This is a genomic window from Flagellimonas amoyensis (assembly GCF_003058265.1).
In the GTDB taxonomy this organism is placed as follows: Bacteria; Bacteroidota; Bacteroidia; order Flavobacteriales; family Flavobacteriaceae; genus Flagellimonas; species Flagellimonas amoyensis.
Map to the genome: position 1 here is coordinate 541,436 of NZ_QBUK01000001.1, position 26,145 is coordinate 567,580.

25 protein-coding genes are annotated in these 26,145 nt (G+C 46.7%); 9 read left to right on the forward strand and 16 right to left on the reverse strand.

Going from position 1 to position 26,145, the window contains the following annotated elements:
- The first annotated feature begins 22 nt into the window (after window positions 1-22).
- A complete protein-coding gene (locus DB398_RS02220) occupies window positions 23-2,839 on the forward strand; it encodes a TonB-dependent receptor (protein WP_108422747.1) in 2,817 nt (938 codons plus the stop codon).
- A 55-nt stretch (window positions 2,840-2,894) separates the two neighbouring features.
- Here DB398_RS02220 and DB398_RS02225 read toward each other — a convergent pair whose 3' ends face one another.
- Genes DB398_RS02225 through DB398_RS02245 form a run of 5 tightly spaced genes read right to left on the reverse strand, consistent with a single transcriptional unit; the run spans window position 2,895 to window position 6,026 of the window.
- Window positions 2,895-3,680: a TPM domain-containing protein gene (locus DB398_RS02225; protein WP_108422748.1), complete on the reverse strand. Its 786-nt coding sequence runs from the start codon at window positions 3,678-3,680 to the stop codon at window positions 2,895-2,897.
- Entirely contained in the window at window positions 3,661-4,098 is a 438-nt protein-coding gene (locus tag DB398_RS02230) for a TPM domain-containing protein (protein ID WP_108422749.1), read from the reverse strand. The genes DB398_RS02225 and DB398_RS02230 overlap by 20 nt, the downstream gene beginning before the upstream one ends.
- Window positions 4,099-4,100: 2 nt before the next feature.
- Window positions 4,101-4,700 (reverse strand): LemA family protein, encoded by a 600-nt coding sequence (locus DB398_RS02235; protein WP_108422750.1) that lies wholly within the window; start codon window positions 4,698-4,700, stop codon window positions 4,101-4,103.
- 19 nt (window positions 4,701-4,719) lie between these two features.
- On the reverse strand, window positions 4,720-5,049 hold the full coding sequence (locus DB398_RS02240) for a MerR family transcriptional regulator (protein WP_108422751.1): 330 nt from the start codon (window positions 5,047-5,049) through the stop codon (window positions 4,720-4,722).
- Window positions 5,049-6,026: a M23 family metallopeptidase gene (locus tag DB398_RS02245; RefSeq protein ID WP_108422752.1), complete on the reverse strand. Its 978-nt coding sequence runs from the start codon at window positions 6,024-6,026 to the stop codon at window positions 5,049-5,051. The genes DB398_RS02240 and DB398_RS02245 overlap by 1 nt, the downstream gene beginning before the upstream one ends.
- A gap of 103 nt (window positions 6,027-6,129) precedes the next feature.
- On the opposite strand from DB398_RS02245, the gene alaS reads away from it, so the two are divergent.
- The 4 genes from alaS to DB398_RS02265 are packed head-to-tail and all read left to right on the forward strand — an operon-like array spanning window position 6,130 to window position 12,076.
- Window positions 6,130-8,742 (forward strand): alanine--tRNA ligase, encoded by a 2,613-nt coding sequence (alaS, locus tag DB398_RS02250; protein WP_108422753.1) that lies wholly within the window; start codon window positions 6,130-6,132, stop codon window positions 8,740-8,742.
- A complete protein-coding gene (locus DB398_RS02255) occupies window positions 8,742-9,722 on the forward strand; it encodes a GSCFA domain-containing protein (protein ID WP_108422754.1) in 981 nt (326 codons plus the stop codon). Before alaS ends, DB398_RS02255 begins: the two co-directional genes overlap by 1 nt.
- Window positions 9,723-10,337 (forward strand): DUF4230 domain-containing protein, encoded by a 615-nt coding sequence (locus DB398_RS02260; RefSeq protein WP_108422755.1) that lies wholly within the window; start codon window positions 9,723-9,725, stop codon window positions 10,335-10,337.
- 56 nt (window positions 10,338-10,393) lie between these two features.
- Complete coding sequence (locus DB398_RS02265) at window positions 10,394-12,076, forward strand: M1 family aminopeptidase (RefSeq protein WP_108422756.1); 1,683 nt, start codon at window positions 10,394-10,396, stop codon at window positions 12,074-12,076.
- Here the strand turns inward: DB398_RS02265 and DB398_RS02270 are convergent.
- The 3 genes from DB398_RS02270 to DB398_RS18290 form a co-directional block, all read right to left on the reverse strand.
- The gene (locus DB398_RS02270; protein WP_108422757.1) at window positions 12,073-13,824 is read right to left on the reverse strand and encodes an aromatic amino acid hydroxylase; all 1,752 of its coding nucleotides are present in this window, start codon (window positions 13,822-13,824) and stop codon (window positions 12,073-12,075) included. The genes DB398_RS02265 and DB398_RS02270 overlap by 4 nt on opposite strands.
- Before the next feature lie 102 nt (window positions 13,825-13,926).
- Window positions 13,927-14,496, reverse strand: a complete 570-nt coding sequence (locus DB398_RS02275; RefSeq protein WP_108422758.1) for a DUF4136 domain-containing protein — start codon at window positions 14,494-14,496, stop codon at window positions 13,927-13,929.
- Between the two features lie 64 nt (window positions 14,497-14,560).
- Entirely contained in the window at window positions 14,561-14,722 is a 162-nt protein-coding gene (locus DB398_RS18290) for a DUF5522 domain-containing protein (protein WP_159076283.1), read from the reverse strand.
- A gap of 174 nt (window positions 14,723-14,896) precedes the next feature.
- Between DB398_RS18290 and DB398_RS02280 the strand changes: the two genes are divergently transcribed.
- Window positions 14,897-15,226 carry a hypothetical protein gene (locus tag DB398_RS02280; protein WP_108422837.1) on the forward strand — a complete coding sequence of 110 codons (330 nt, stop codon included), beginning with the start codon at window positions 14,897-14,899 and terminating at the stop codon, window positions 15,224-15,226.
- A gap of 37 nt (window positions 15,227-15,263) precedes the next feature.
- Here DB398_RS02280 and DB398_RS02285 read toward each other — a convergent pair whose 3' ends face one another.
- On the reverse strand, window positions 15,264-15,563 hold the full coding sequence (locus DB398_RS02285) for a type II toxin-antitoxin system RelE/ParE family toxin (protein ID WP_159076284.1): 300 nt from the start codon (window positions 15,561-15,563) through the stop codon (window positions 15,264-15,266).
- Window positions 15,560-15,871: a hypothetical protein gene (locus DB398_RS02290; protein ID WP_108422760.1), complete on the reverse strand. Its 312-nt coding sequence runs from the start codon at window positions 15,869-15,871 to the stop codon at window positions 15,560-15,562. Before DB398_RS02290 ends, DB398_RS02285 begins: the two co-directional genes overlap by 4 nt.
- A 64-nt stretch (window positions 15,872-15,935) precedes the next feature.
- Between DB398_RS02290 and DB398_RS02295 the strand changes: the two genes are divergently transcribed.
- The 3 genes from DB398_RS02295 (at window position 15,936) to hemL (ending at window position 19,675) form a co-directional block, all read left to right on the forward strand.
- The gene (locus DB398_RS02295; protein WP_108422761.1) at window positions 15,936-16,841 is read left to right on the forward strand and encodes a 1-aminocyclopropane-1-carboxylate deaminase/D-cysteine desulfhydrase; all 906 of its coding nucleotides are present in this window, start codon (window positions 15,936-15,938) and stop codon (window positions 16,839-16,841) included.
- The gene (locus tag DB398_RS02300; RefSeq protein ID WP_108422762.1) at window positions 16,838-17,701 is read left to right on the forward strand and encodes a glucosaminidase domain-containing protein; all 864 of its coding nucleotides are present in this window, start codon (window positions 16,838-16,840) and stop codon (window positions 17,699-17,701) included. Before DB398_RS02295 ends, DB398_RS02300 begins: the two co-directional genes overlap by 4 nt.
- A 696-nt stretch (window positions 17,702-18,397) precedes the next feature.
- Window positions 18,398-19,675, forward strand: a complete 1,278-nt coding sequence (gene hemL / locus DB398_RS02310; RefSeq protein ID WP_108422838.1) for a glutamate-1-semialdehyde 2,1-aminomutase — start codon at window positions 18,398-18,400, stop codon at window positions 19,673-19,675.
- Between the two features lie 27 nt (window positions 19,676-19,702).
- Here hemL and DB398_RS02315 read toward each other — a convergent pair whose 3' ends face one another.
- From DB398_RS02315 to DB398_RS02340, 6 genes are all read right to left on the reverse strand, one after another.
- Window positions 19,703-20,380 carry a DUF5677 domain-containing protein gene (locus DB398_RS02315; protein ID WP_108422764.1) on the reverse strand — a complete coding sequence of 226 codons (678 nt, stop codon included), beginning with the start codon at window positions 20,378-20,380 and terminating at the stop codon, window positions 19,703-19,705.
- 132 nt (window positions 20,381-20,512) lie between these two features.
- Complete coding sequence (locus DB398_RS02320; protein ID WP_108422765.1) at window positions 20,513-21,490, reverse strand: hypothetical protein; 978 nt, start codon at window positions 21,488-21,490, stop codon at window positions 20,513-20,515.
- Between the two features lie 155 nt (window positions 21,491-21,645).
- Window positions 21,646-22,539, reverse strand: coding sequence for a hypothetical protein (locus tag DB398_RS02325; protein WP_108422766.1), 894 nt, complete (start codon window positions 22,537-22,539; stop codon window positions 21,646-21,648).
- 384 nt (window positions 22,540-22,923) lie between these two features.
- Window positions 22,924-24,033: a DUF748 domain-containing protein gene (locus DB398_RS02330; RefSeq protein ID WP_108422767.1), complete on the reverse strand. Its 1,110-nt coding sequence runs from the start codon at window positions 24,031-24,033 to the stop codon at window positions 22,924-22,926.
- Window positions 24,030-25,580 (reverse strand): AsmA family protein, encoded by a 1,551-nt coding sequence (locus tag DB398_RS02335; protein WP_108422768.1) that lies wholly within the window; start codon window positions 25,578-25,580, stop codon window positions 24,030-24,032. Before DB398_RS02335 ends, DB398_RS02330 begins: the two co-directional genes overlap by 4 nt.
- A gap of 53 nt (window positions 25,581-25,633) precedes the next feature.
- Window positions 25,634-26,020 (reverse strand): arsenate reductase family protein, encoded by a 387-nt coding sequence (locus DB398_RS02340; RefSeq protein WP_108422769.1) that lies wholly within the window; start codon window positions 26,018-26,020, stop codon window positions 25,634-25,636.
- Between the last annotated feature and the right edge of the window lie 125 nt (window positions 26,021-26,145).

Consider the following 26,145-nt stretch of genomic DNA (forward strand, 5'->3'; position numbering starts at 1 on the left):
ATATTTTGGAGTCCAAACCAATATGAACCAAAAAACAAACAGCCCATTGAGAAGAATTTACACCTATCTCGCTTTTGTTTCCCTCCTTTTTTCTTTTACATCAACTTATGGTCAAGACTTCTTGATCAAGGGAAAAATTGTCGATGCCACCAATGGAAATCCCCTTGAAGCAGCAACAATTTATGCGGAGACCGTCAAGGACAGCGTCCTGATCAGTTACACCATCACCAATTCGGATGGAAATTTTACATTGGAAGGGCGAACGTCCTACAAGAAGGCCAGATTGGGTATTTCCTATAATGGGTACAAGTCAAAATCATTGGAAGTGGACCTGAAGCCAAGTTTGGAATTGGAGAACATTGTTTTGGAGGAACAGGCCCAAGAATTGGAAGGTGTGGACCTCGTAGGGGAGCGCGTGCCGATCACCATACGAAAGGACACCTTGGAATTCAATTCCGATTCTTTCAAGACCCGACCCGATGCCACGGTCGAGGATGTACTGAAAAAACTCCCCGGAGTGGAAGTGGCCAGTGATGGTACCATTACGGTCAATGGAAAAGAAGTGAACAAAGTTTTGGTGAACGGGCAGGTATTTTTCAGTACCGACCCCAAAGTGGCCACGAAGAGCCTTTCCAAGGATTTGATCAGCAAGATCCAGATCACCAATAGCAAGACCAAGGAGCAGGAATTTATCGGAGAGGAGGGCGATGGGGAGAACAAGACCATCAACCTCTTGCTCAAGGAAGACAAGAAAAAGGGATATATGGGGCGACTTTCCGGCGGATATGGTACGGACGATCGCTATCAGGCCAATGGACTGGTCAACTATTTCAACGATACCCAACGCATAAGTGTTTTGGGGAGCAGCAACAACATCAACAATCCCGGTTTTTCCTTTGATGAAATCTATGAAATGGTCGGAAACGCCAGGGGCGGTGGCGTAGGATTCAACCGAAATGGCGGCTTTTCCATAGGAAACATGTCCTTTGGTTTTGGTGAGGGAATCACGACTTCGTCCACGATCGGGACCAGTTATGCGGACCAAAAAAAGGACAAATACCGAATGGACGGCAATTATTTCTACGCCTTCAGTGATTCCTATAACGATGAAAAAACGGCACGGGAAAACATTTTGCCCGACGGGAGTTACTTTACAGATACCGAATCGAATTTTGTCGGGACCACCATTTCCAACCAGGCAACGGCCAACTTGGAGTTTGATGTGGACAAGACCACAAGGGTGACCATACAGCCCAGTTTCAGTGTCAACAACACCAATTCGACCAATGCGGAAAATACCGTTTCCAGGGACGGGGAGGGAAATGTCATCAACGACAATATGTCTCTTCAGACCTCGGATGGGTTCCAGCGTAATTTCAGCAACAGGTTGGAGGTGATGAAGAAATTGGATTCGTTGGGAAAATATGTACGGGTATATTTTGAAAACAACAACCGGGTGAACGACTCGGAGTCTTTCTTGAATTCTGAACGGAACATTTATGGCGACGATCCCAGTCAGCAGATCTTGGACCAAAGGACCACGATCGACAATGCCAACGATTCCTACGAACTTGGGGCTTCCTTCCGTCAACCGCTGAACAAGGACCTTTATCTGGATTTTCGCTACAGCTACAACAACAACGAACAGCAGAACGAGCGTTCCGTTTCCGATTTTGATGAAACAACGGGAGAATACGTTTACAACTCGACCCTCAGTTCAGATTTTGATTTCAATGCAAGGAAGCATGTTCCCGAGATAGGGATAGGATCCAACGGGAAGAAATTCAGGTTCAATGTAAGGGCCAGAATGGAGCAGATAGCGCTGGACAATGAGGATTTCATACAAGCTACATCCTTTTCCAAGAATTATAACAACCTGCTTTTCGGTTCCCATTTCAATTATAATATTGGGGCCAGCAAAAGGGCGAGCATCAACTACAATACAAGGCTGAATGTGCCCTCGGTGAACCAACTGCAGCCTGTGCCCAATGTGAGCAACCCGCTGAACATTATTGTGGGTAACCCCAATTTGGGCCCAGAGATCACCCATAGCCTTTACCTTAATTACAACGACTACAATTGGAAAGATAGAACGGGACTCTTCGTCTATTCCGGGATGAACTTTGAGGAGGACAAAGTGGTTTCCATAACCACCACTGATGAGGACTTTATCCGAACGACCACCTATGAAAATGTGGGGGGCAATTACAGCATGTGGGCCGGGGTCAACTATTCCAAACAGATCAAGAGGGACAGTCTGTACACTTTGAAATTTACGGTCAATCCCTATACCAACATCAATAGACAGGTTGGATTCACGAATGGCAGTAAGCTGGAAGCTATGAACGTGGGCATCAACCCCAGGGTGGGGCTTATGTTCAATTATAAGGAAATGATCGAAGTGGAACCTGAATATACCTATGGGATCAATTCCACACGGTACAATCTGGACAATGTGGACGATATCGACTTTACCACCCATAACATGACATTTAGATTGACCACCTATTGGCCCCAAAACTTGGTCTGGGGCAATGACATCACCTATAGCTATAATGGCAATTTGGGGGCTGGTTTCGATAAGGATGCCATTTTTTGGAACATGAGCTTGGGACTCCAAATGTTCAAAAAGAAGGCAACACTCAAAGTGTTGGCCTATGACCTGCTCAACCAGAACATCAACACGAGGAGGACCACGGGACAGGATTTTATCCAAGATTTCCAGGGAACGGTGCTCAAACGTTATTTCATGGGCAGTCTTACCATCAAGTTTGATTCTTTTGGAGGTAGTGGGGCTCCCGAACAAGGTAGGGGAGGTCGTCGCATTATGAGGCTTTGATTTTGATGGATGGAATGTGAGAAAAGGTTGCTTGGAGTTTTGGCGTAAGAGGGATTTACCATCCACCTGAGGCACCGCCTCCGCCAAATCCACCGCCGCCGAAGCCTCCACCGAATCCACCGCCACTAAAACCGCCACCGCTTCCAAATCCGCCCGAGGAACCAGAGCTACGGCCCATATTGCTCAGGATGATCATGTCCCAGATATCGAGACCGCTGCCCCTACGGCCGCCATTTCCACCGCCGCCCTTGTTCTTTCGGCTCCATAGAATGATCATGATCACGATAAAGATGATGAAGGGGAAAAGAGCTTCGATGGGAAAGCGGTTGTTGCCAAAGGTCCTGTCCTCGGTGAACTCGCCCGTAAGCACTTTGAAGATGGCATCGGAACCCTTGTCAAGACCGCTGTAATAATCCCCTTTTTTGAATTCGGGGATGATGACAGACTCGATAATGCGTTTGGACATGAGGTCGGTGAGTGCGCCCTCTACACCATATCCGGTGTTGATGGCAATTCTTCTGTCGTCCCGGGCCAAAAGAATCAATATGCCATTGTCCTTGTCCGCTTGGCCAATACCCCATTGATGCCCCCATTGGGCACCCAAATAGGTAATGTCCTCCCCTTCGGTGGTGGCGATGATGGCCACAACGATCTGTGTGGAGGTACTGTCGGAATAGTGGATGAGTTTTTGCTCCAAGGCCCTGTTCTGGGCATTGGACAGAAGATTCACATAATCATAGACACTCGTCTGCTCTTGTGGTTTTTTGGGTATGGTGAATTGTCCCCAGGCTAGGGAAACGCACAAAAAAGCCAGTAAGAGGTTACCCTTTGGATATGGCATCGCTCAGTTCGTTGGTGTCGTTGTGGTTCCATGGAAAATGGGCCTCCAGTTCTTTGCCCGCCATCAAAATGCCTTCTACAATACCTTGTTTGAAATTCCCTTTCTTGAAATGTGAGGCGATGACATCCTTGGTGGTGTCCCAAAACCCGTTGGGCACAGCGCGGTCAATGCCGGAGCCGCCATAGATCACAAATTTATGATCATCTACGGCCACATAGATCAGTACTCCGTTGTCCTCTTTGGTATTGTCCATCTTCAGAAAGTGGAATACCTGTTGTGCTCGGCTAAAGTGGTCCATTTTTGCTGTGGCCTCAATGTGGACACGGATTTCGCCGGAAGTATTTTTTTCTGACTCAACAATGGCGTCAATAATCTCCTGTTCCTCCTCGGCAGTCAAAAATTCCTCTACGTGCGACATGCTTAATCGAATTCAAAATTCACGTCCGGCGCATTCTCAGATCCTGGATTGGAACTGAAGAGTGCCATAGGGTCGAAATTGGCAATGCCCGCGATGATGTTGGTAGGAATCTGTTGGATCTTGATGTTGTATTCCCCGGCCAGTTCGTTGAAACGGTTCCGTTCCACATTGATCCTGTTCTCGGTGCCCTCCAATTGGGACTGTAGTTCCAAAAAGTTTTGGTTGGCCTTCAGGTCGGGATAGCGTTCCACGGTGACCAAGAGCCTGGAAAGTGCAGATGACAAACCGGTCTGGGCCTGTTGGAATTCTGCAAGTTGTTCCGGGGTGATGTTGTTCGCATCAATAGTGGTGGAGGTGGCCTTGGCCCTTGCCTCAATCACATCCGATAGGGTCTCGCGCTCAAAATCGGCTGCACCCTGGACCGTTTTCACCAAGTTGCCGATGAGGTCGCTTCTTCGTTGATAGGAGCTTTCCACATTGGCCCATTGCTTGGTGGCCTGTCCCTTCATGTCCACAAGTTTATTGTTCGTGCTCACGTACCAACCTACCAGCACTACGGCAAGTACGATCAGTACGATGATGGCTATGAGACCTTTTTTCATTTTCGTTAGGTTTTGGTGTTTATAGTTGTTCTTTGATCTTTAGCAATTCAGCTTTTACCTTTTGCAGTTTTTGGATGACATCAAAGTTGGACAGTGTTTTTTCCTTTTCCTCGTTCAGATGGATCTTGGCACCTTCCAAGGTGAACCCCCGTTCCTTCACCAAGTGATAGATCAGTTGCAGGTTTTTGATGTCTTCCGGTGTGAATTTTCGATTGCCCTTGGCATTTTTTTTGGGTTGCAGCACATCAAACTCCTTTTCCCAAAAGCGGATAAGGGAAGTGTTCACCCCAAAGGCCTTGGCCACTTCGCCAATACCATAATATCGTTTCTCGGGAAGGTCTATGTGCATTAATCCAAGGATTGGTTCTCTTGATTGGCATATTTGAGCATGTTCTCAAACTCTTCTGCCGTCAAACTTCCGTAGTAGAAGTTGATAGGGTTGATGCGCTCCCCGTCCTTAAATATCTCATAGTGCAAGTGCGGAGCTTCTGAACGTCCTGTACTGCCTACAAAACCGATAAGGTCACCGCGTTTTACCTTTTGGCCCACGGTCACGTTGTATTTGCTCATGTGTCCATAAAGTGAAATATAACCGTATCCGTGATCTATTCGGATGTGTTTGCCATAGCCTGAGGATTGGTTGTCGGCACGGGTCACTTTCCCGTCTCCCGTAGCATAGATGGGAGAGCCGCGTGGAGCGGTAAAGTCCATCCCCCAGTGCATTTTCCGGGCCTTGGTAAAGGGGTCGGACCGCCAGCCGTAGCCAGAGGCCATACGGGTCAAATCCTCATTGCTCACCGGTTGGATGGCGGGGATGGAGGCCAAAAGCTTCTCTTTTTCCTCGGCCAACTTGGCAATCTCATCCAAGGATTTGGATTGGATCACCATCTGTTTTTGGATGATGTCCAAACGCTTGGTGGCATTGATGATGATATCGGAATTGTTGAAGCCATCCAGGGATTTGTACCTGTTGATTCCCCCGAAACCAGCCTTTCGCTGCTCTTCGGGAATGGGATTGGCCTCAAAATATAAGCGGTATATGTTGTTGTCGCGGTCCTCGATATTGGCCAGCACCTGCTCCATTTGCTCCATCTTCTTGTCCAGGATCTCAAACTGAAGCTCATAGTTCCTGACCTCGCGTTCCAGGGAAAGTTCCTTGGGCGTGTTCACCCATTTGGTGTTCAGTAGGATAACGAGGCCCAAAAAACCAAATAGCGCGGAACCTAGGACGAACAGAAAGATGTTTCTGTACTTCTTGGATTTTCTCGGCTCGATCTTTCGATAGGAAAGGGTATCCGGGTCGTAATAGTACTTAACTTTAGACATGAATGGATTTTATCCTATTTTTGCTCACTCTTTTTATCAAAACAAGCAAATATAAAAATTGTTTTGCTATGAGTGTTAAATTTAAGAAAACCCTAGGAATTCAATGACATCCCAAGAAGTTAGAACCCAATTTTTAAACTTTTTCAAAGAAAAGGGCCACAATATAGTGCCCTCGGCACCCATGGTAATGAAGGACGACCCCACCCTCATGTTCACCAATGCCGGCATGAACCAGTTCAAGGAGTTTTTCTTGGGGAATTCCAAACCCAAACACACAAGGGTGGCCGATACCCAAAAATGCCTTAGGGTAAGTGGCAAGCACAACGATCTGGAAGAAGTGGGCAAGGATACCTACCATCATACCATGTTCGAGATGTTGGGCAACTGGAGTTTTGGGGATTACTTCAAAAAAGAAGCCATACAGTGGGCCTGGGAACTGCTCACCGAAGTCTATAAAATAGACAAGAGCAGTCTTTATGTGTCTGTTTTTGAGGGTAGTGATGATGATGGGTTGGCCATGGACCAAGAGGCCTACGACCTTTGGAAGGCCATTGTGCCCGAAGAGCGCATCATCATGGGCAACAAGAAGGACAATTTCTGGGAAATGGGCGATCAGGGACCCTGTGGCCCCTGTTCCGAGATCCATGTGGACATCCGTTCCGCAGAAGAGAAAAAGAAAGTGCCGGGTGCCTCCTTGGTGAACCAGGACCATCCACAAGTAGTGGAAATCTGGAATCTGGTCTTTATGCAATTCAACAGAAAGGCAGATGGAAGCTTGGAGAGCCTTCCCGCAAAACATATTGATACAGGAATGGGCTTTGAGCGTCTGTGCATGGTGCTGCAGGGCGTCCAATCCAATTATGATACCGATGTATTTACGCCCCTTATTCGGGAAATAGGAATCATCACGGGGAAAAAATACGGAAAGGACGAAAAGACCGATATTGCCATTCGGGTGATCGCGGACCATGTAAGGGCCGTTGCTTTTTCCATTGCTGATGGACAATTGCCCAGCAACACTGGGGCAGGGTATGTCATCCGAAGGATCTTGCGCCGTGCCATCCGATATGGGTTCACCTTTTTGGATATCAACAAACCGTTCATCTATAGGTTGGTCAAAGTGTTGGCCGAGCAAATGGGCAAGGCGTTCCCTGAGTTGAAGGAACAATACCAGTTGATCGAGAATGTGATCAAGGAAGAAGAGAGTTCGTTCCTGAGCACTTTGGAGCAGGGCTTGGTGCTGTTGGACTCCGTAATCAAGTCTTCCAGGGACAAGATTATCAGTGGCGAAAAAGCCTTTGAACTTTACGATACCTTCGGTTTTCCGATCGACCTTACTTCGTTGATCTTGGAGGAAAAGGGGTATCAATTGGATGTGACAGGCTTCAACAAAGCATTGCAGGAACAAAAGGACCGTTCCAGGGCAGCATCCGAAGTGTCAAAAGGCGATTGGACCGTTCTAAAACAGGATTCCGAGCAAGAATTTATAGGGTACGACAGTTTGGAGGCCCAAGTGAAATTGGTGAAATACCGCAAGATCACCAGCAAAAAAGAGGGTGACCAGTACCAGTTGGTGTTCAATCTGACCCCTTTTTACGCTGAAGGTGGTGGTCAGGTCGGGGACAAAGGCTATCTGGAGGCTTTCAATGGCAATGTCACCTATATTGTGGACACCAAACGGGAAAACAACGAGATCGTGCATTTTGCGGAGTCGTTGCCCGATAATGTAAACGAGACCTTTAAGGCAGTGGTGGACCATAAGCAGCGTTGGAGAACAGCCTGCAACCACACGGCAACCCATTTGTTGCACCAAGCACTGCGCGATATTTTGGGCACCCATGTGGAGCAAAAAGGTTCTGCGGTACATTCGAAATACCTGCGTTTCGATTTTTCCCATTTTGCCAAGCTTTCCGTAGAGGAACTGCGAAAAGTGGAAAACTTTGTCAATGCCCGCATCGATGGTCATTTGCCGTTGGAGGAAAACAGGAACGTTCCCATACAAAAAGCGATGGAAGAAGGGGCGATGGCCCTTTTTGGTGAAAAATATGGCGATACCGTCCGTACCATCCGCTTTGGACAGTCCATGGAACTTTGTGGTGGGACACACGTAAAGAACACGGCGGATATTTGGCACTTCAAGATCGTGTCCGAAGGGGCCGTAGCAGCCGGAATCCGAAGGGTCGAAGCCATTACTTCCGATGCTGTCAAAGAATTTTACTTTACGAACAATCGTATGCTGTTCGAGATCAAGGACCTCTTGCACAATGCCCAAGATCCTGTGAAGGCCGTTGCAGGGCTACAGGAGGAAAATACCGCTCTCAAAAAACAAGTGGAGCAATTGCTGAAGGACAAGGCCAAAGGATTGAAAAGCGAGCTGATTTCCGAATTGGAAACAGTGGGAGACATCCAGTTTTTGGCCAAAAAGGTAGATCTGGATGCTGCGGGCATCAAGGACCTGTCGTTTGAGATCGGGGGTCAGGTGGACAACCTTTTCCTTTTGCTTGCCGCCGAGAACGATGGGAAAGCGTTGCTTTCCTGCTACATTTCCAAAGATTTGGCCACGGCCAAGAGCCTGAATGCAGGTACTATAGTCAGGGAACTGGGCAAATACATCCAAGGTGGTGGCGGGGGACAACCCTTCTTTGCGACCGCTGGGGGCAAAAACCCGGACGGCATTTCCGAGGCACTTGACAAGGCGAAGGCATATCTTAGCTAATGGATCTACAGACCAAAGTACCCATACAGCCAGATGGGAATCCCATCGATTATCAGAGCAAAGTGCTGTTGTTGGGTTCGTGTTTTGTGGAAAATATGGGGGCAAAGTTGGCTTACTTCCAATTCCGGAACAGCTTGAATCCTTTTGGTATTTTCTTTCATCCGTTGGCCATCGAGAATTTGGTGCAGCGTGCTGTGGACGAATCAACCTATTCAGCAGATGAAATTTTTGTGCAAGACGGTATTTGGCATTGTTTCGATGCCCATTCCGAATTGCGTTCCAACGACAGGGACACTTTGCTGCAACTCCTCAACCAAAGGTTGATGGAAACCAAAAGAAGTCTCGAAACCGCTTCCCACATCATCATCACATTGGGCACAGCATGGGTGTACCGAAATGTCGTTTCAAAAAAGATAGTGGCCAACTGCCATAAAGTGCCTCAGCGGGAGTTCCAAAAAGAATTGTTGGCCCCAGAAGAAATACAGACCAGTTTGGAAAACTGCCTGGCAATGGTAAAAAAAGTGAACCCGAAAGCCCAGTTTATTTTTACCGTTTCACCAGTACGGCACCTCAAGGACGGTTTTGTGGAAAACCAGAGGGGCAAGGCACATCTTATCTCGGCGGTTCATTCCGTTTTGTCTTCTCGAGCGCCCGCCTGCCGGACGGACAGGCAGTCGAGAGAGCTGTCCTACTTTCCAGCTTACGAGATCATGATGGACGAGCTTCGTGACTATCGTTTTTATGGGAAGGACATGCTGCATCCTAACGAACTGGCCGTGGACTATATTTGGGACAAGTTCAGGTCGGTTTGGATCTCTCCCGATAGTCTGCCCATCATGGAGGAAGTGGGCAGCGTCCGAAAAGGGTTGGCACACAGGCCTTTCAACCCGGATTCCGATAGCCACCAAAAGTTCAGGACATCGCTCCAAGCAAAAATTACGTATCTTCAAGAGAGGTTTCCTTTCATGAAATTCGAATAGATGAAGAAAGTACTTATAGGAGCTGTCATTGCGCTGGCCTCGGTTTTAATCTACAGATCATGCGCCGATGACCGGGAGCAAAAGACCATTTTGGAGGAAAATTCCATGCTCATACAGCAAGAACTAAAAAACGTTTCCAAGTTGATCGTCACCGAAGGGCATTTTGCCGAGGTCTACAACTACAAGGATTCCAAAGAATTGTTCGGTCCGCTCATTACGGCCCATAAAAAGGCTTTGGTGGTGGTGAATGCCGATGTGACCATTGCCTACGACATGGCCCAAATCCAATATGAGGTGGACGAGGAAAACAGGGTGTTGAAGATTGTCCAGATTCCGGAGCCAGAGATCAAGATCAGTCCCGATTTTGAGTACTACGATGTTACGGCCGATTATCTAAACCAGTTCAATGCGTCGGATTATAATGCCATCAAACGAAATGTGAACGCTTCGCTGATGAAGAAAATAGAGGCATCATCCCTGCGTTCCAATGCCGAAAACCGTTTGGTGAGCGAACTTTCCCGGATCTTGGTGCTCACCAATACCATGGGGTGGACTTTGGTCCACGAAAACACGCCCGTGGAAAATGTGGGTCAATTGGAACAAATTTTGGATTAAAACTGTCACATTTGGCGTTTTTGTGCGTCTATAGGGTATATCAATCAAATCAATCCATGTTTAAAAGAGTACTACCAACCGCCCTTTTAGCCATAATTCTATTTTCCTGTCACCAAAAAGCCGAGCCGGACATTCGTTACGTGATTGCTCCGGTGGTGGTTGATAGCATACCACAACTCCAGATCAAAATGACCTTTCCGGCAAATCCGGAGGGTACCACCGTTTTGTCCTTTCCCAATGAGGCATGGGGGCAGGAAAAACTGTTCGGGACCTTGGGGAAGATGCAACTGCTGAACGTGGAGGGCGCAGTGGAAAAGGATGCCGAAAATGGTCAGATCGTACTCATACATCCGAAGGGCGTCAAAAAGCTGGAGTTTGAGTATGTTCTCAAACAGGATTTTGATGACGGACTTTCAACGATTAGAATTTACCGGCCCATCATAAACAGCACGTATTTCCATGCATTTTCCCACAATATGTTCATGGTGCCGGAACAGGCAGCGGGCCATCAGAACATCATTTTGGACTGGTCGTCCTTTCCGAAGGATTATACCGTTCACAACAGTTTTGGAAGCCAGGAAAGGGTGCAAGAGTTGAAGGACATGGACATGGACCTTTTTGGAAATGCCATTTTTGTGGGAGGGGACTTTAGGGTGCTTTCTGGAGACATCCAAGGCAACCGAATCAGTCTGGCCACTCGCGGGGAGTGGGTACCTTTTCAGGATGAGGATGTGTTCCAAGTGCTGGAACGGACTTTGACCTGTCAGCGTAATTTTTGGAACGACCACTCGCAAGAATATTTCACGGTGACCATGCAGCCCTTTCCGCAAGAGAACGGAAGCAGTTTTCAAGGTACGGGCTTGACCAACTCTTTTGCCACATCGGTTTCCAACAACGATTTGACGGATATTGGGCAGATGGTATACCTCTTCAACCACGAACTGATGCACAACTGGATCGGGCATACCATCACCAATGGCAATGAAGAGGAGCAATATTGGTTCAGCGAAGGGTTTACGGAATACTATACTTTTAAGAATATTGCGGCAAACCATATCAATGGTCTGGACGGAAGGTTTTTTATAGATGAGATGAACAGGACCATTCGGGACCTTTATGCCTCGTCGGTAGGTGATGTCCCGAACAGCGAGATCAATTACGATCATTTTTGGAACAACTATGAATATTCCAAGCTTCCGTATTGGAGGGGCACTATTTTCGCTTTTTATCTGGACCAAAAGATAAAGCAGATCAGTAAAGGGCAACAAAGTTTGGATGATGTGATGCACCACATTTATAGGGATGCGACCACCAAGGACCAAAAACTGACCCACGATTATTTTGTTGACCTGATGGAGTCCTATTGGAATGGCGGTTTTGGCACATTCTTCCAAAAGCACATTGAAGAAGGGCAAAAACTGGATTTGGAGGACCTATTTATTGAATTGGACTTGGCGTATAGCACCGAAAGCGATATTTATGAGTTGGGATTTGAGTTTACGGAGGACAGAAAAGGAATTAAAAGTGTGATAGAAGGAAGCAAGGCATGGGAAGCTGGCATCCGAGAGGGTGATGCGGTGTTTTCCCGAAGCATTTGGCAGGGCAATATAGAAAAAGAGGTAGAGCTCGGCGTCAAGAGAAATGGGGAACAGCTCCATTTTTCTTTCTATCCGGTGAAAAAGGCAAAGGTCCCACAAATGGAAGTTACCGTTGGCAATATGGAAAAACTGGGGTTTTAGCTTACCAAGCTGGATTCCACCAGTTGAATCCCGTCATCGATCAAATGGCCCACTTTGGGGTTCTCCCGCTTGATGTTTTCCAAATGCTCCAAGATTTCCTGTTGAAACCCAAGATCATTGCCCTGTTTGGCCAATTCGTACAGTTCCGTGGGCAATAACCAGTCCTGTGGGTGTTCGCTTTTGAGGGCTTGGAACACTTTGTTGCGGGAAATAGTGGTGTTCTTCCCTTCCCTGAAATCACGGACTTGCTGGTAATACTGCTCCAGTTGGATCCTTTTTGGACTCTTTTTCGGTTTGATGGTGCTTTCGGTGATCTGATGGGTGATGAGGTCAAAACTGTGCAGATCAGCGGGCCCGTTGTAGGCCGAGACCACTTTTTGGCCCACGGCCATGTGGTACAATCCCCATTCCGGTTGGAATAGCGTTTCCCCCTTGTAGGTCACGGTACAGTCCTCAAAGGTAATCAAGATGATCTTGCCCATCAGGTTGCGCGTACCGGTGACGATGGTGCCCTCCACCGTGATGCCTCCTTCAAATTCTAAGGCAATCTGTTCGCCTTCATAGATTTTATAGGCCTTGAGGTCACGTGGGCCCATGTCCTCGATGGCAATGTTGATGCCTTTCAGTTTTCCGATGGGGGAACCGAAACCATCCGGATGGTGGGCAGTGCTGTGTCCCACCAGTTCCTTTTCACGGTAGGATAGTGCGGTTGCGCCCTTCGTTTGGATGTAGATGGGCTTGCCCTCATGCTCGATCGCGTTGTGGAACTCTCCAGAAATCTGTAGGCCCGTGCTCAGTTCCACCGTGCCCAATGCTTTGGATGCAATCAATTTTTGGATGCCGGAAAGGCCACCCGTGCGCAGGGCCATGGAATTGGCAAAATCTTCCAAAACTTGGCTCAAAAAGGCAAAGTCAGGGGTAACGAACAGTTGTGGCTGGGGTTTGGTAATGTCAAATTCGGTGTGGACCGCCTCCATGGAATACGGTAATTTCTTCACTTTGTCGGTCATGCACCAAGCACTTTCCCCGATGGACGATAAGAGGCCCGCCCCATAAATTTTTGGGTTGTCCACGGTGCCGATGAGGCCATACTCCACCGTCCACCAATGCAGGTTGCGGATAAGGGCCATTTCGCTAGGGATCCCCATGTTTTCCTGAAGGTGTTCAATATGCTTTTCGGCTTTCTCGATTTCTGCCTCAGGCGTTCCATGGGCCTCTTTGATGATGGAAAGATGGCGCACGGCGTTGTATAACTCATAGTCCTTGGCACTCGATATCGCTTTGCAACCAATTTCCCCGAAGCGTCTGAGATATTCCGCATATTCCGGATTGGCAATGATAGGTGCATGGCCGGCCCCTTCGTGTATGATATCGGGAGCAGGGGTGTATTCAATATTTTCCAATTGACGGATGTCCGAAGCAATGACCAGCACATTGTATGCCTGGAATTCCATAAAGGCCGATGGCGGAATGAATCCGTCCACTGCGACCGCAGCCCAGCCGATTTCCTTCAAGATGCGGTTCATGCCGTACATGTTGGGGATGTGGTCTATGGAGATGCCCGTTTTCTTCAATCCATCCACATAGGAACTGTGTGCCACACGGCTCAGGTAATCCACATTTTTGCGCATCACATAGCGCCACACAGCTTGATCAATGGCCGTGTATGCCTCATACTCCTGTGGTTTGATAAACTGTTTTAAGTGTTTGGGCAGTTTGTCCAGTATGGGATTGGATTCGTAGCTCATGGAGACATTTTTATGCGACTTAAAGATACGAAATAGGAAATGGTTCCCTTCACCAAGGAAAACGAAGTGCAATAAAAAACCGCCCAAAGGGCGGTCTGTATGTTAATTGGAAGCCACGGACATGTTGGGCGGATATTCCTCGAGGATCTGCGAAACAAATTCCTTGATGCGCTGTTCCTTCTTCTCGATGTTCTTGGTATTGTTCAGCGTTCCCACGCCTCTACCTTGCCATACCAATTCTTTTTTGTTGGCATCGATCACATCAATGTAAAGCGAGCCTTCGGTGCTGGTGCTGACATTGTTGCCCCAACCCCAGCCCCAACCGGGACCCCAGACCCAAGGGTTGTAGAAACCGCCATAACCCCAACCAAAGTTGTTGTTGTACACGTCCACACGCTCACGCTCCTTGGTAAAGATGCTGATGAGCACATCGGGAGTGTCGGATTTTACAAAACCACGGGAACCTAGCTCGGCCTCGATGGCACGGAGGATGCGTTTTTTATCCAGATCGGATATTTCGGCCTTGTCAATACCTGTTTTGTAAAAAGCATAGCTTTTGTAGGTGTTGAAATCAGCTTTTTGATCGTAATCGGAAACGACCCGTACAGAACTGCAAGAGGCCAATAGAACAAGGGTCAATGCGACCAGCGGAATGAGTTTGAAATTTTTCATGACACTTTTTTTATTTCTTTGAGATTGTGATAAATAAGACACAAATACTGTGCCGAACCCGATCTTAGTTTCTCTTATTGATCTTTGCATTGTAGCCATACGGACAATGGCGACAACCACTTTCACAACAATATCCCCGTTTGAGGAGGTATTGCTCGGTAAAGACCCGATATCCTTCCTCCGAAAGGTAGTAATCGCCCTCTTCCAAGGGAATGCGTTCTTTCATGCACAACATCAATTCGTCTTATAAAGTTAAGGGATCCTGATGAAAGCCCCTAACGTTTTAAAATTTTGGAAGCAAAGGGGTTATTCACCGAAATTGTTAATGGTATTGTCGGCCATGCCCAATTTTCTGTACGATTTGCTGTTATATTTGTTGGGAACCGATGAACGTTTTCAGGTGATAGTAGTCTTTAGACATTTCTTTTATAAAAATTATGTGGGCCTCTCGCTTTGGCCTTTCATCATCCTGAAAGAGGATTCCCTGAAGGACGACGCTGTGCTCATCAACCATGAGCGCATCCACCTAAAACAACAAAGGGAGCTCTTGATACTGCCCTTTTACCTGCTCTATGTATCCGAATGGTTGTTGCGGACCATCCTCTATATGGACAGTTACCGCGCCTATCAGAACATCAGTTTTGAGCGGGAGGCCTATGCCAATGAAGCGGATATGCAGTATCTTTCCAAGCGGAAAATCTTTGGTTTTTTGAACTACCTGATGCGTTAATGTTTATTGCCAAATGTTTGGTGAGCGATGGACAGGTTTAGCTGAGAAGCTTTTCAATGTTATCGGGATCCTGGAAATTGCCCCAAAAATATTCCACTTCGATCAATTCATCCAAAATCCTATAAAACATGGTGGTGTGCTTGGTGATGAATGCCTCACGGCTTACCCTGTTATATGGAGAGACTTTGAACATTTCAGGATAGGTTCTTATGTTTTCAATGGTCTCTTCCACTAGGTCGATGAAAGCAAGGGCCTCTTTTTGGCTCCAGACTTCCATAAGGTAGTCCAATATGGCATTAAAGGATTTCTCGGCCTCAAAGGTCCAGACAACCTTCACCGGGAAATTCTTTTTCTGGCATCGGACATCACGGATTCGTGTTTCAAAACACGACCTGCCGCACTGTCTTTGCGGCTGCGCTCCAGGGCTTGTTTGATTTCAAAAGCTTTGGTGTCCTCAGGGAAAAGAAGCGTACTCAATTTGACCATTTCGGGAATACTGAAACTACGCTTTTTGAGTTTGTTGTAGAACGTGGCCCGAGAAACACCCAATTCATTGATAATGTGTTCTTTTTTGAATTTGCTTTCCTCTATATATATGTGGAGGTTTTCAAGGAGAGTTTTATAATTCAGGACTACATCTAACATTTTGATATATATTTGTCTGTAAAATTAATACAAATATAATAAGATATTCAATACGAAAAGTATTTTGAACATCCCCCATCAGCATATCGACCTGCCCCTTCTCCGTGAAAAGGGCGTTTCCCTCTACATCAAACGGGAGGATACCATCCATCCGCTCATTTCCGGAAACAAGTACCGCAAACTCAAATACAATCTGGAGGAAGCCAAAAAACAGGGCCATTCCACGCTGCTCACCTTTGGTGGTGCCTTTTCCAACCACATTGCGGCGGTGGCCTGCGCCGGAAAGGAACAGGGTTTTGGGACCATTGGTGTGATACGGGGGGAGGAGCTGGCCCAGAGTTGGCAGGACAATCCCACTTTGGCTTTGGCCCATCGGCAGGGGATGCGGTTCCATTTTGTTTCGCGGGGCGATTATCGGAACAAAAATGAGGCACCGTTTCGCCAAATGTTGAGCGAACGTTTTGGGGAGTGCTACCTGCTCCCCGAGGGTGGGACCAATGCATTGGCGGTGCAGGGCTGCGAAGAGATCTTGACGGAAGCGGATGCCGGTTTCCACCATATTTGTTGTGCGGTGGGCACTGGGGGCACTTTGGCCGGAATCATCAATTCGGCAAAAGAGGGGCAGAACGTTCTCGGGTTTCCTGCGTTGAAGGGCGATTTTTTGAACAATGATATTCGTACATTTGCCCGCAATGATCGGTGGCGATTGGTGACCGATTATCATTTTGGGGGCTATGCCAAGGTGGATCGGGAGCTGGTGACATTCATCAACCGCTTTAGGGATGAAACCGGGATTCCTTTGGACCCCATCTACACGGGAAAGATGCTTTTTGGTATTTTTGACCTTGTAAAACAGGATGTTTTCCCCAAAGACACCCGAATTTTGGCCATCCACACGGGCGGATTGCAGGGCATTTTGGGCATGAACCTTGTGTTGGAAAAAAAAAATTTACCGTTATTGGACCTATGATCAAGCGAATTGGATATGTAGTCTTGGTGGCCCTCCTGCTCACAGGTTGTGGTGCCAAGAAAAGAAGGACCACCCACCGAAAGGGAGCTCCTGTCATCAGCAGGACGGAGACCAAGGAAAACACCAAGGTGACCGCGGAAGAGCGGACCGAGGGGTCCAACCTCTATCCCATGCCCGAAGACCCGGGAAGGTTCGAGAAGTTTCCCATTTCGGATACCCAGGAATACATCAAGACCTTTGCCGAGATTGCCCAGTACGAAATGCGTGCCTTTGGCATTCCTGCCAGCATCACCTTGGCGCAGGGCATCCTCGAAAGTGGTTCCGGGCGCGGGGAGCTTACCCTGAAGACGAACAACCACTTTGGGATCAAGTGCCATACGGGCTGGGAAGGCGAGTTCGATTTTCATGATGACGATGCCAAGGGGGAGTGTTTCCGCAAGTACAACCACCCCATGTTTTCCTTTCGCGACCACAGTCTGTTCCTGACGACCCGATCGCGCTATGCCTTTTTGTTCAATTACCGAAGGGACGATTATAAAAAATGGGCCCACGGCCTCAAACAGGCGGGCTATGCCACGGACCGTCAATATCCGCAGAAATTGATCGCACTGATCGAACGCTACGAGCTGCACAAATATGACGAGGCCGTTGTGGAAACCAGTGACGAACCCGTTCGGCAACCCGTGACCGATGATGCGCCCGAACCGGAAGTAAGCGTTACCCATACCGTGGTAAAGGGGGACACCCTGTACGCGATTTCCAGAAAATATGAGGTCTCCGTGGACGAACTGAAACGGATGAACCGATTGAACGACAACACCATCTCCATTGGGCAGGTACTCTATGTCCGTGCGCAGTGATGGTTTGTCTGTCACTTCTGCCTGAACTCGGGCCCTGAGCGGAGTCGAAGGGTAAAGTAGTATGTCGTTCTCGACTGCCATTCTGTCCAGCAGGCGGGCGCTCGAACTGACATTGGGCACGTCAACCTGAACTTGTTTCAGGTTCTTATAAATATTGTGCCCTGAGCGAAGTCGCAGGGGCGAACGAAGAATTTCACGGTAAGTTTTATTGATGATGGGATGCCGAAACGAGTTCGGCATGACGAAGATACTGTCCGTCTGGCAGGCGGGCTCTCGAACTGATATTGGGCACGTCAACCTGAACTTGTTTCAGGTTCCCATAAATGATGTGGGAATTGTGCCCTGAGCGGAGTCGCAGGGGAGAGCGAAGGATTTTACGGTAAATTTTATCCGAACATGGATGCCGAAACGAGTTCGGCATGACGTCTTTTTACTGATCTGTCCTCAAACCCTGTCCGTTCGAGTGGGTTGACCTTTAGGTCAAGCTGTATCGAGAACCGCTTCCATCCCATTCCCTTCTCGATACAATTCGCAGGGCGAATCACTCGAAGTGACAAAAACGGTTTCCTTGAAAGTGGAAGGATGTGTACCTTTGCTATCGATTTGTCATTCCGCACGGCTGCTGAGCGAAGTCGAAGCATAGTGCGGAATCCATTAACCTAAAAATAGATTCCTGCCTTCGCAGGAATGGGAAATATGATCTACCAACGAAGCAGTGCCCTCTTTGCAGCGGCCAAAAAATACATTCCAGGAGGCGTTAACTCACCCGTTCGAGCGTTTAAAGCGGTAGGGGGCGACCCCATTTTCGTAAAGGAGGCCAAGGGTGCCTATCTCTACGATGTGGACGGCAACCAACTCATCGACTACATTGCCTCATGGGGGCCACTGATCTTGGGCCATGCCTACGAACCCGTGATCAACGCCGTGATCGAAAAGGCCAAAAAGGGGACGTCCTTTGGGATGCCCACCGAAATTGAGACCGAACTGGCCCAACTGGCCGTTTCCATGGTGCCGAACATTGAACAGATCCGTTTTGTGAACAGTGGCACCGAAGCCTGTATGAGTGCCGTGCGCCTCGCGCGCGGGTACACGGGCAAGGACAAGATCATCAAGTTTTCGGGTTGCTACCACGGCCACTCCGACTCGTTTTTGATACAGGCGGGGAGCGGGGCGGTTACCTTTGGCAGTCCCAACAGCCCTGGGGTGACGCAGGGCACGGCCAAGGACACCTTGTTGGCGAATTTTAACGATCTGGAAGGGGTAAAGGCCCTCGTGGCAGCGAACCAAGGCGAGATTGCGGCCATTATTTTGGAGCCCGTGCCGGGCAATATGGGCTGCATTATCCCCGAGACCGGTTTTATGAAAGGCTTGCGCGAACTCTGCACCCAAGAGGGCATTTTGTTGCTCTTTGATGAGGTGATGACGGGCTTTCGATTGGGAAAAGGGGGGGCACAGGAAGCTTTGGGCATTGATGCCGATATCGTGATGTTCGGAAAGGTGATCGGGGGCGGACTGCCCGTGGGGGCATTTGCGGCCCGTGCGGAGATCATGTCGCACTTGGCGCCCGAAGGACCGGTGTACCAAGCCGGGACCTTGAGCGGAAACCCGTTGGCCATGAGTGCCGGACTCGCCATGCTCACCGAACTGAACAACCGTCCCCAAGTGTTTGCCAGTTTGGCCGAAAAAACGGAATACCTGCACCAAGGGATTACCGCCACCTTGACCGAAAAAGGGGTGGAACACCAGATCAACCGCTATGGCAGTATGATTTCCGTGCATTTTACGGACGAACCCGTAGTGGATTTTGCAAGTGCCGCTAAGGGCAACAACGATACCTTTAAAAAATACTTCCACGGAATGTTGGACAACGGGGTGTACTTACCGCCCTCGGCCTTTGAGAGCTATTTTCTCAACGATGCCCTCAGCTATGCGGATTTGGATAGGACGATTGAAGCGGTGGGGAGGGTGTTTTAGAAACGCTTAGAAAAGCCTAAAACCTTTTTAGGCAATGTTTCGTTCATCTAGATATTTCGATACGAGTTTTGTTATGCAACTTGCATAGTGTTGCCCTTGTAAAATGAATATATTTTTAAACACAGGGTTGTTGTATTCATTGTCACGACTATTCACAATCCAGGAAGAAGGGTGAACATATTTTGAATACAGTTTGAAAAAAGCTTTATACTCAGTTTCATTATTTGTTTTTTTTGCGAGATCACTAACGTTCCAACTTTTTGATGGTGTGAGTTTATTCTTTTCCATAAGCTCTTTGATGTACTCCATTCTATCTTGTATAGATTTTATGGTTGTTTCTGATGTGTTAGCAGTTGTTATTGATAAGAAACCTTCATTGATTTGTAATTCATCATAGGCTTTTTGACTCAGAAATTCTTTTGTCTTAGAAGGATTACTAATAATATATGTGATTATCAAATAACATTCGAAAAGATTTCTAGCCGCAATAGCATTGTATTCAATTGGAAAATCTTGATATGAAATTAAGCGGTCAAAAACCTTACCTGCATAAATAGTAAGGGCTCTCAACGCAAATAGTTGATAATCTTCGCCTTGTTTTAGTAGCAGTTTTGAAACATCCTCATTCAACGCCAAAATTATTTTACGCAGATTTGCATTTATGTTAGCAGTTGACCCATAAATTTTTTCATTTTCAAATTTCATAGATGATTATTAAACTTTAGCCTAACGGTTTGCATATGGCTTGTGGCGGCTTCGAAGCACTTTCCTTTCAGCACGAAACCAAAGTTAGCTATGGGGCGAGAACCTTGCTGGTAACCGTATACCCGCTATAAGCTATAAGTGTTGTTGACGGTAATCATTTATATGTTTTAATAGTAGTGATTCAATTTCTTCTAATTCAGAAGAGACAATAAGTTTAAGACGTCCTTCTAGTTTTTCTGAAAACCTATTCAAATAGTGTATTAACCTATTGTCCGCTTGATTAATAATGATTATCCCAGGATAATTAACCTTGCGAAAAGGATAAAATAGTTTGTCTATCGAAGACATATTTAGGGCATTTCGGTTGTTTATATATTTAACTGAAATCGCGACCCTAGAACTCTCATTCAGAAGAATCAAAAAATCAAAACCTAAATCTCTAGGACCATCAGTTGACCGATAACTAAGATTGTTTTTTCTCAAGATTTCTTCTATAGATTTTTCAAAGTTAATACCCTTAATAATCCTGTTTTCGATATCTTCTTTTTCAGATTCGACTTTATCTTTTATAGATTCCCTTCTCTCTTTTCTCAACTTAGTCAAGAAGCTAAAGCTACCCAGCAGGGCGGTTGTTACACCCATTAAAATTGATAGTAAAACAGTGATAAATTCAATCTTGTCAAGACTAAAGTTTTTTTCAGATTTGGCCTTATTTGTATCAGTCTTTACTGGTTTAAAGGTTGTTCTTAAACTATCTATTCTATTCACTACTGTTACTCTCTCTATTAGTGGAATAAATTTATTAGCCATAAAAATCTCTTGAGTCTGAATTAATAATTCATCAGGACTATATGGATATACTACCCTATGTTTAATTTCTTTACCCTTTATCAAGGCTTCAATTTGATTGTGGTTGATTTTGTATTTGTTGTAAATTATCTCTTGTACGCTTTCAATTAAATCTTGATTTATATTTTTTATTTTTTCGTCTTCGTTCTCCCTGATGTAATCTGGAACATAGAAGATTGAAAAGTAAATAGTCAGAACAATCCCAATAATTGTAAAGAGATTCGAGAAATTCTTAACTAACCAATTCCATATTTCTTTCATAGGCTCGTTTTAATTATCGCCAACGTTCCGGGTTATGAGTAGTTGCATGGTTTAGCGCCTAACTTTGCAAGTACACACCAAACTGAAAATGCACGAGGATCTTCAGAGGTATGTGAAAGCAAGCAATTATTTAAGTCCATTATTGTGCAGTTGTTTTAGTATTCTATTCTTTCACCTTGGTCAATTGATGCCATTACTTTTTTAACAGTAGAGTTTGTAACTACAACATTTCCATCTTGATTTATTTTTCGGTCTTGAATCATTTCAACTTCAATAGAAAATCTATTTGAAAAGTGAATGTCACCACGTAGAACGTAACTCTTAAATTCAGAATCGTCCATCAAGAAGTTGATTATTTCGTTATTATAAAAGCCTTTCCATCTAAATTTACCTCGTTTTATGGCTGGTGATATGACGTCAATGGTCGCTTTCTCTAGTTCAAGTTTAGGCAGTTCATCTGAACGCAATATAAATTTTGAAAATTCTCTTCGAGTAATTATTCTTGGATTACCAACTGGTTCTTGTTCTTCATATCGCCTAACTTCGACAGAGTCGACTTTTTGATAGTTATTTAATTTTTTATAGAGATTTGATTTTCGCCACGAAATCTTATAATTCTTATTTACTAGCTCAACTGAATCAATAACCTTTTGTTGGTCCAGTTCAGAATCATCCTGAATAAAGTCCAAATTCAGTTTTTCCAGTTCCTTTCGCTTAATTTCATTGTCGAGTTTTAGATTTTCAATCTGCAATTGTGTTAATTCTTTATTCTCAACTGGAAAACGAGAAATAACCATAGCGGCCACACTGACAATTAAAGTTATTTGAACTGAATTTTTTCCAATAAATTTCCAAACTTCCTTAAATCCACCTTCTTCCGCCGGAAGAGTCTCTAATGTCAATTGAAGACCTAGTGTGTGCGCAATTTCTTTGTAGATATGAAGAATTTCCTTTTCACATTCGTTGCGTATAACAGAATCAATAGAATGACTGTCATCTTTGAAGTAATAATGAAATTCTAATCTATTTGATTTTTCTATTAATGCCATTTTGTTTGGTCATAATTAAGCACAACTTGTTTACATAAGCATAAACCAGGCTCATTTACTCCCAAATTGGTGTATAACCGATACAATCAGTTAAATAAATGTTCCGCTAAGACTTGAGGGTGGGGGAAAAGTATGCCAAAATACTAATTCCCAGTCAATTGACATTATGGAAAAACCACAAAAAAACTGGGGATTTTCCATAATGTACAATAATCAATTAGCAATGAACAATACTTTAGAAGTCAGAAGTCAGAAGTCAGAAGTCGGAAGTCAGAAGTCGGGGTTCAGTAGGCAGTTGCAGTTTGCAGTAAATCAGTAGCCAGGGGGCAGTATGCAGGGCTCACCCATCTTACGTCTTAGGTCTATCATCTTACATCCAAGAAGCTAGTCTTTGTCTTTCTTGTTCTTTTGATTGGCCGTTTCCTGCACGTTCTCAAACTCGATGTCGTTGTCCACAATCCCTTTGAACGCCTTGATCCAGGCATTTTTAAAGATATTGGTCACCGTGGGCCAGGTCTTCGTTTTCACATCGTTCAGGTCGCCCTCGATGGGCACTTTGGTGGCGAGGGTGTTCTGCTTGTGGTTCTTCAAAATAAACTTGAAAAAGCCCACGAATCCTTCCCAAAGCACATCCAAAAAGGCGTCGCCCTTACCAATGAGCTTGGTGTCCTTCAAAATGGGTTTGAGGTAACCTTTCAAGTAGCCATCGGCAATGGCGAGTTCGCTGTAGAGGTTAAAGGTGCCCTTGTCAAAATCGATGCCGGCGTAGTGGTCCGTAAAATCGTTGAGGGCCGTGGCGTTCGCATTTTCGAGGGAAAGGGCGAGGTCCATATCGGGGATCTGCTTTACGAGGTCCATCTGGCCCTCCAAATGTAGGTTGCCCCCACCAATGCTGATGGCGTCGGCAGAAAGGTTGCTGGGCAGGCGGGCCTCGGTGCGCACCACATTGCGAAGGTTGGTGGCGTAGAGCTCTATTTGGTCAAGATGGAGGTCGATGTTGGGGTCGGCAGTGAGCTGCACAAAGGCCATTTTCCCGGCGTGGATCTCCAGTTTGTTGATGTCGATGGGCACCAAATCCGTCAACGCCTTGCTCCAATCGTCGATATCGGCATCGCCCTCGTTTTCCTTTTGTTGGTCCTCGAACACATAGATCACCTTGGGGCGGGTCATGTTGATCTCGCTCACCACCTTGCCCTTCAGCAAGGAACTCCACTCGATGGAAATGTTCGTTTTTTCAAAATCCAGAAAGGGGATTTGGGAACCGGCATTCACCTTGTTGAGGTAGAGGTGATGGATGGTATAGGCCCCGGTGATCAACGACAGGTCAATATCTTCCACCTGGCCATAATACCCCGGAATATCGGCCAGCACCTTGTTCACGTAATTCTTTACGATATAGGGCAGCACAATGCGGAACGCAATGAGCAGCACGATCAAGATCGCGGGCAATAGGTACCGTTTCCGTTTGTATATTTTTTTGCGCTGTTTTGTCATTTCTTTTCCTTTTGTTTTTTGTCCTTGCCCGTCATGGTGTCCACCAAACCGTTCCTAACGTTCAGCCATAGGTAGTTGAAGAAGGATTTGTCCGTTCGTCGCTTTACTTTGAATTCCCCATGTCGGTAGCCGTCACCATCTTCCTTGGAGGTCTTTTTGGCAAAGATGTTCACAATGGTGGTGAGCAGTTTGTTCACGCCCAAGCGGTCTTTTTTCAGCACCACGAACTCAAATTGGTCGTAGGCCATTTTCATGTCGCCCTTGGATTCCACTTCGTTGCCGCTGAAGGTGAAGTACATTTCGTCTATGGAGCCCTTCACCTCGGCACCCAGATTGGTCTTGAGGAAGGGGTTGATCTTTTGTGAATTGAATTGCACCAGATTGCCCGTTGCCAAGAAATCGTTGCTCTTGCTCTGCGGGTCGAAGGACCAGTCGAGGGTGAGGAAGCCATCACCCATCAACCGGGATGTGGTGGACACGGTGACCATGCCACTGCCCCGACTGTGCAGGTTGGAAATGGTGGCCTGGATCTGGGTGAACCTCAGGCTTTCGGGGTCCACTTTTTCTTCCAAGCGTTCCTCGTAGGTGATAGTCCCGTCCGAAATACCGATGGAATCCACCTGAAGGTCCATATTGAGGTCACGAAGGGCCTGATTGTACAGTTTTTTATGAGTGGTGTCGTCCGGCACCAGTTTGTCCCGGTACACCCGGAAAATGGGTTGCTCCAGTTGCAGTTGGGCCAACCGGAATTTGGGGAGTCCGTCGCTGTGGCCAAAACTGAACTGTTTCAAACGAAGGGTGTCGATGGTGAGGTCGTAGTGGTCGTGCTCCACCAGCAGTTTTTTGGACAGTTCCGCTTGGCTGTATTTGCTTTTCAGCTCCAATTGGTGGATTTGTCCCTCATCGGCATTGAGCTGAATCTGTTGCAGGCGGAGAAACTCGAAAGGCCCCAGGTCGCAATAGAGCTGCTCTGTCTTCAGTTCATATGCACCATGGGTGAAGGGGAGTTCTTGGGTTGCGGTTCCGTCCATCAAAATGTCTTCCAAGGAAAAGTCGATGCCCTCGATGTGCAGTTGGATGCTGTCCGACCCTTTGCGGAACTGTTTCAGCTCACCTTTGGTGATGGTGAATTTGTCGATTTCCAAGGGAGTGGACGGATCAGTCCTCTTTTTTTGGGAATCAGGGCTTTTCTCCTTTTTCTGATAGTTGAAAACAGGTTCTTCCAGATGCAGTTCCGAAATGGCCACTTTGTTTTTGGTGAGCAGGGCCAAATATCCAAGGCCGGAGAGGGTAACTTCCTTTGCGGCCAGTTCCAGAGTACTGCTGCTGTCCTTGGCGCTGACACCTTGGAGTTGGATCTTGCCCAAAAGCACATTGGTGCTCAACTTGTCGTAGTGCAACGTGATTTCTTGGGGAATCTCGGTCTTTAGGGCCTGCTTTACCTTTTTGGTGAAAAGCAGTTGCGCCGTTCCCCATATGCCCAGCAAAAGCACGATGGACCCTAGTAGGATCCTCCTTCGGTTGGATGTATTGTTGTTTTTGGGCATGATGTGTTTTTTTGGTTGAACTGATGGTCTAATCTACGACATAGATCTGTGGTTTAGCTTTCCGTGTCCAGAAATGCGGCCACATCGGAGGGGGAGATGATCTGGATCGCGGTATGGCCGTTCACCAAAATAGGATGTTGGAAGGCCTGTGGGCAATTGGCCAACAATTTGAGCCAATCGTGTGGGTCCTCGATATCGGGATCCTTGCCATAGGCCGCTATGAAATCGGGGTGTTGGGTATCGATCAATTGGTGAAGGGGCAGGTCGAGATGATCTGCCAGTTCTGCCCATTGCGTGCCCGTGACCTTGGTCTTGGCAATATCCACTTCCATGATCTTTTTGTCCGAAGCCTGCACATAGGCCAAAGCCTGTTTGCCAATAGAGGTGACGGAGCTATAATAAAATTTGATTTCCCGGTCGTTTGTCGCAATTACCCCCATGATGTTGTGAATTATGGTTTATGCCAAGTTGGGGATTTTTAGGGGGACTCGTTGACGCAATCCATTTATTTGATGTCGTAAAACAGAAAGCGGGGCAATCTCTTGCCCCGCCATTCACACAAACT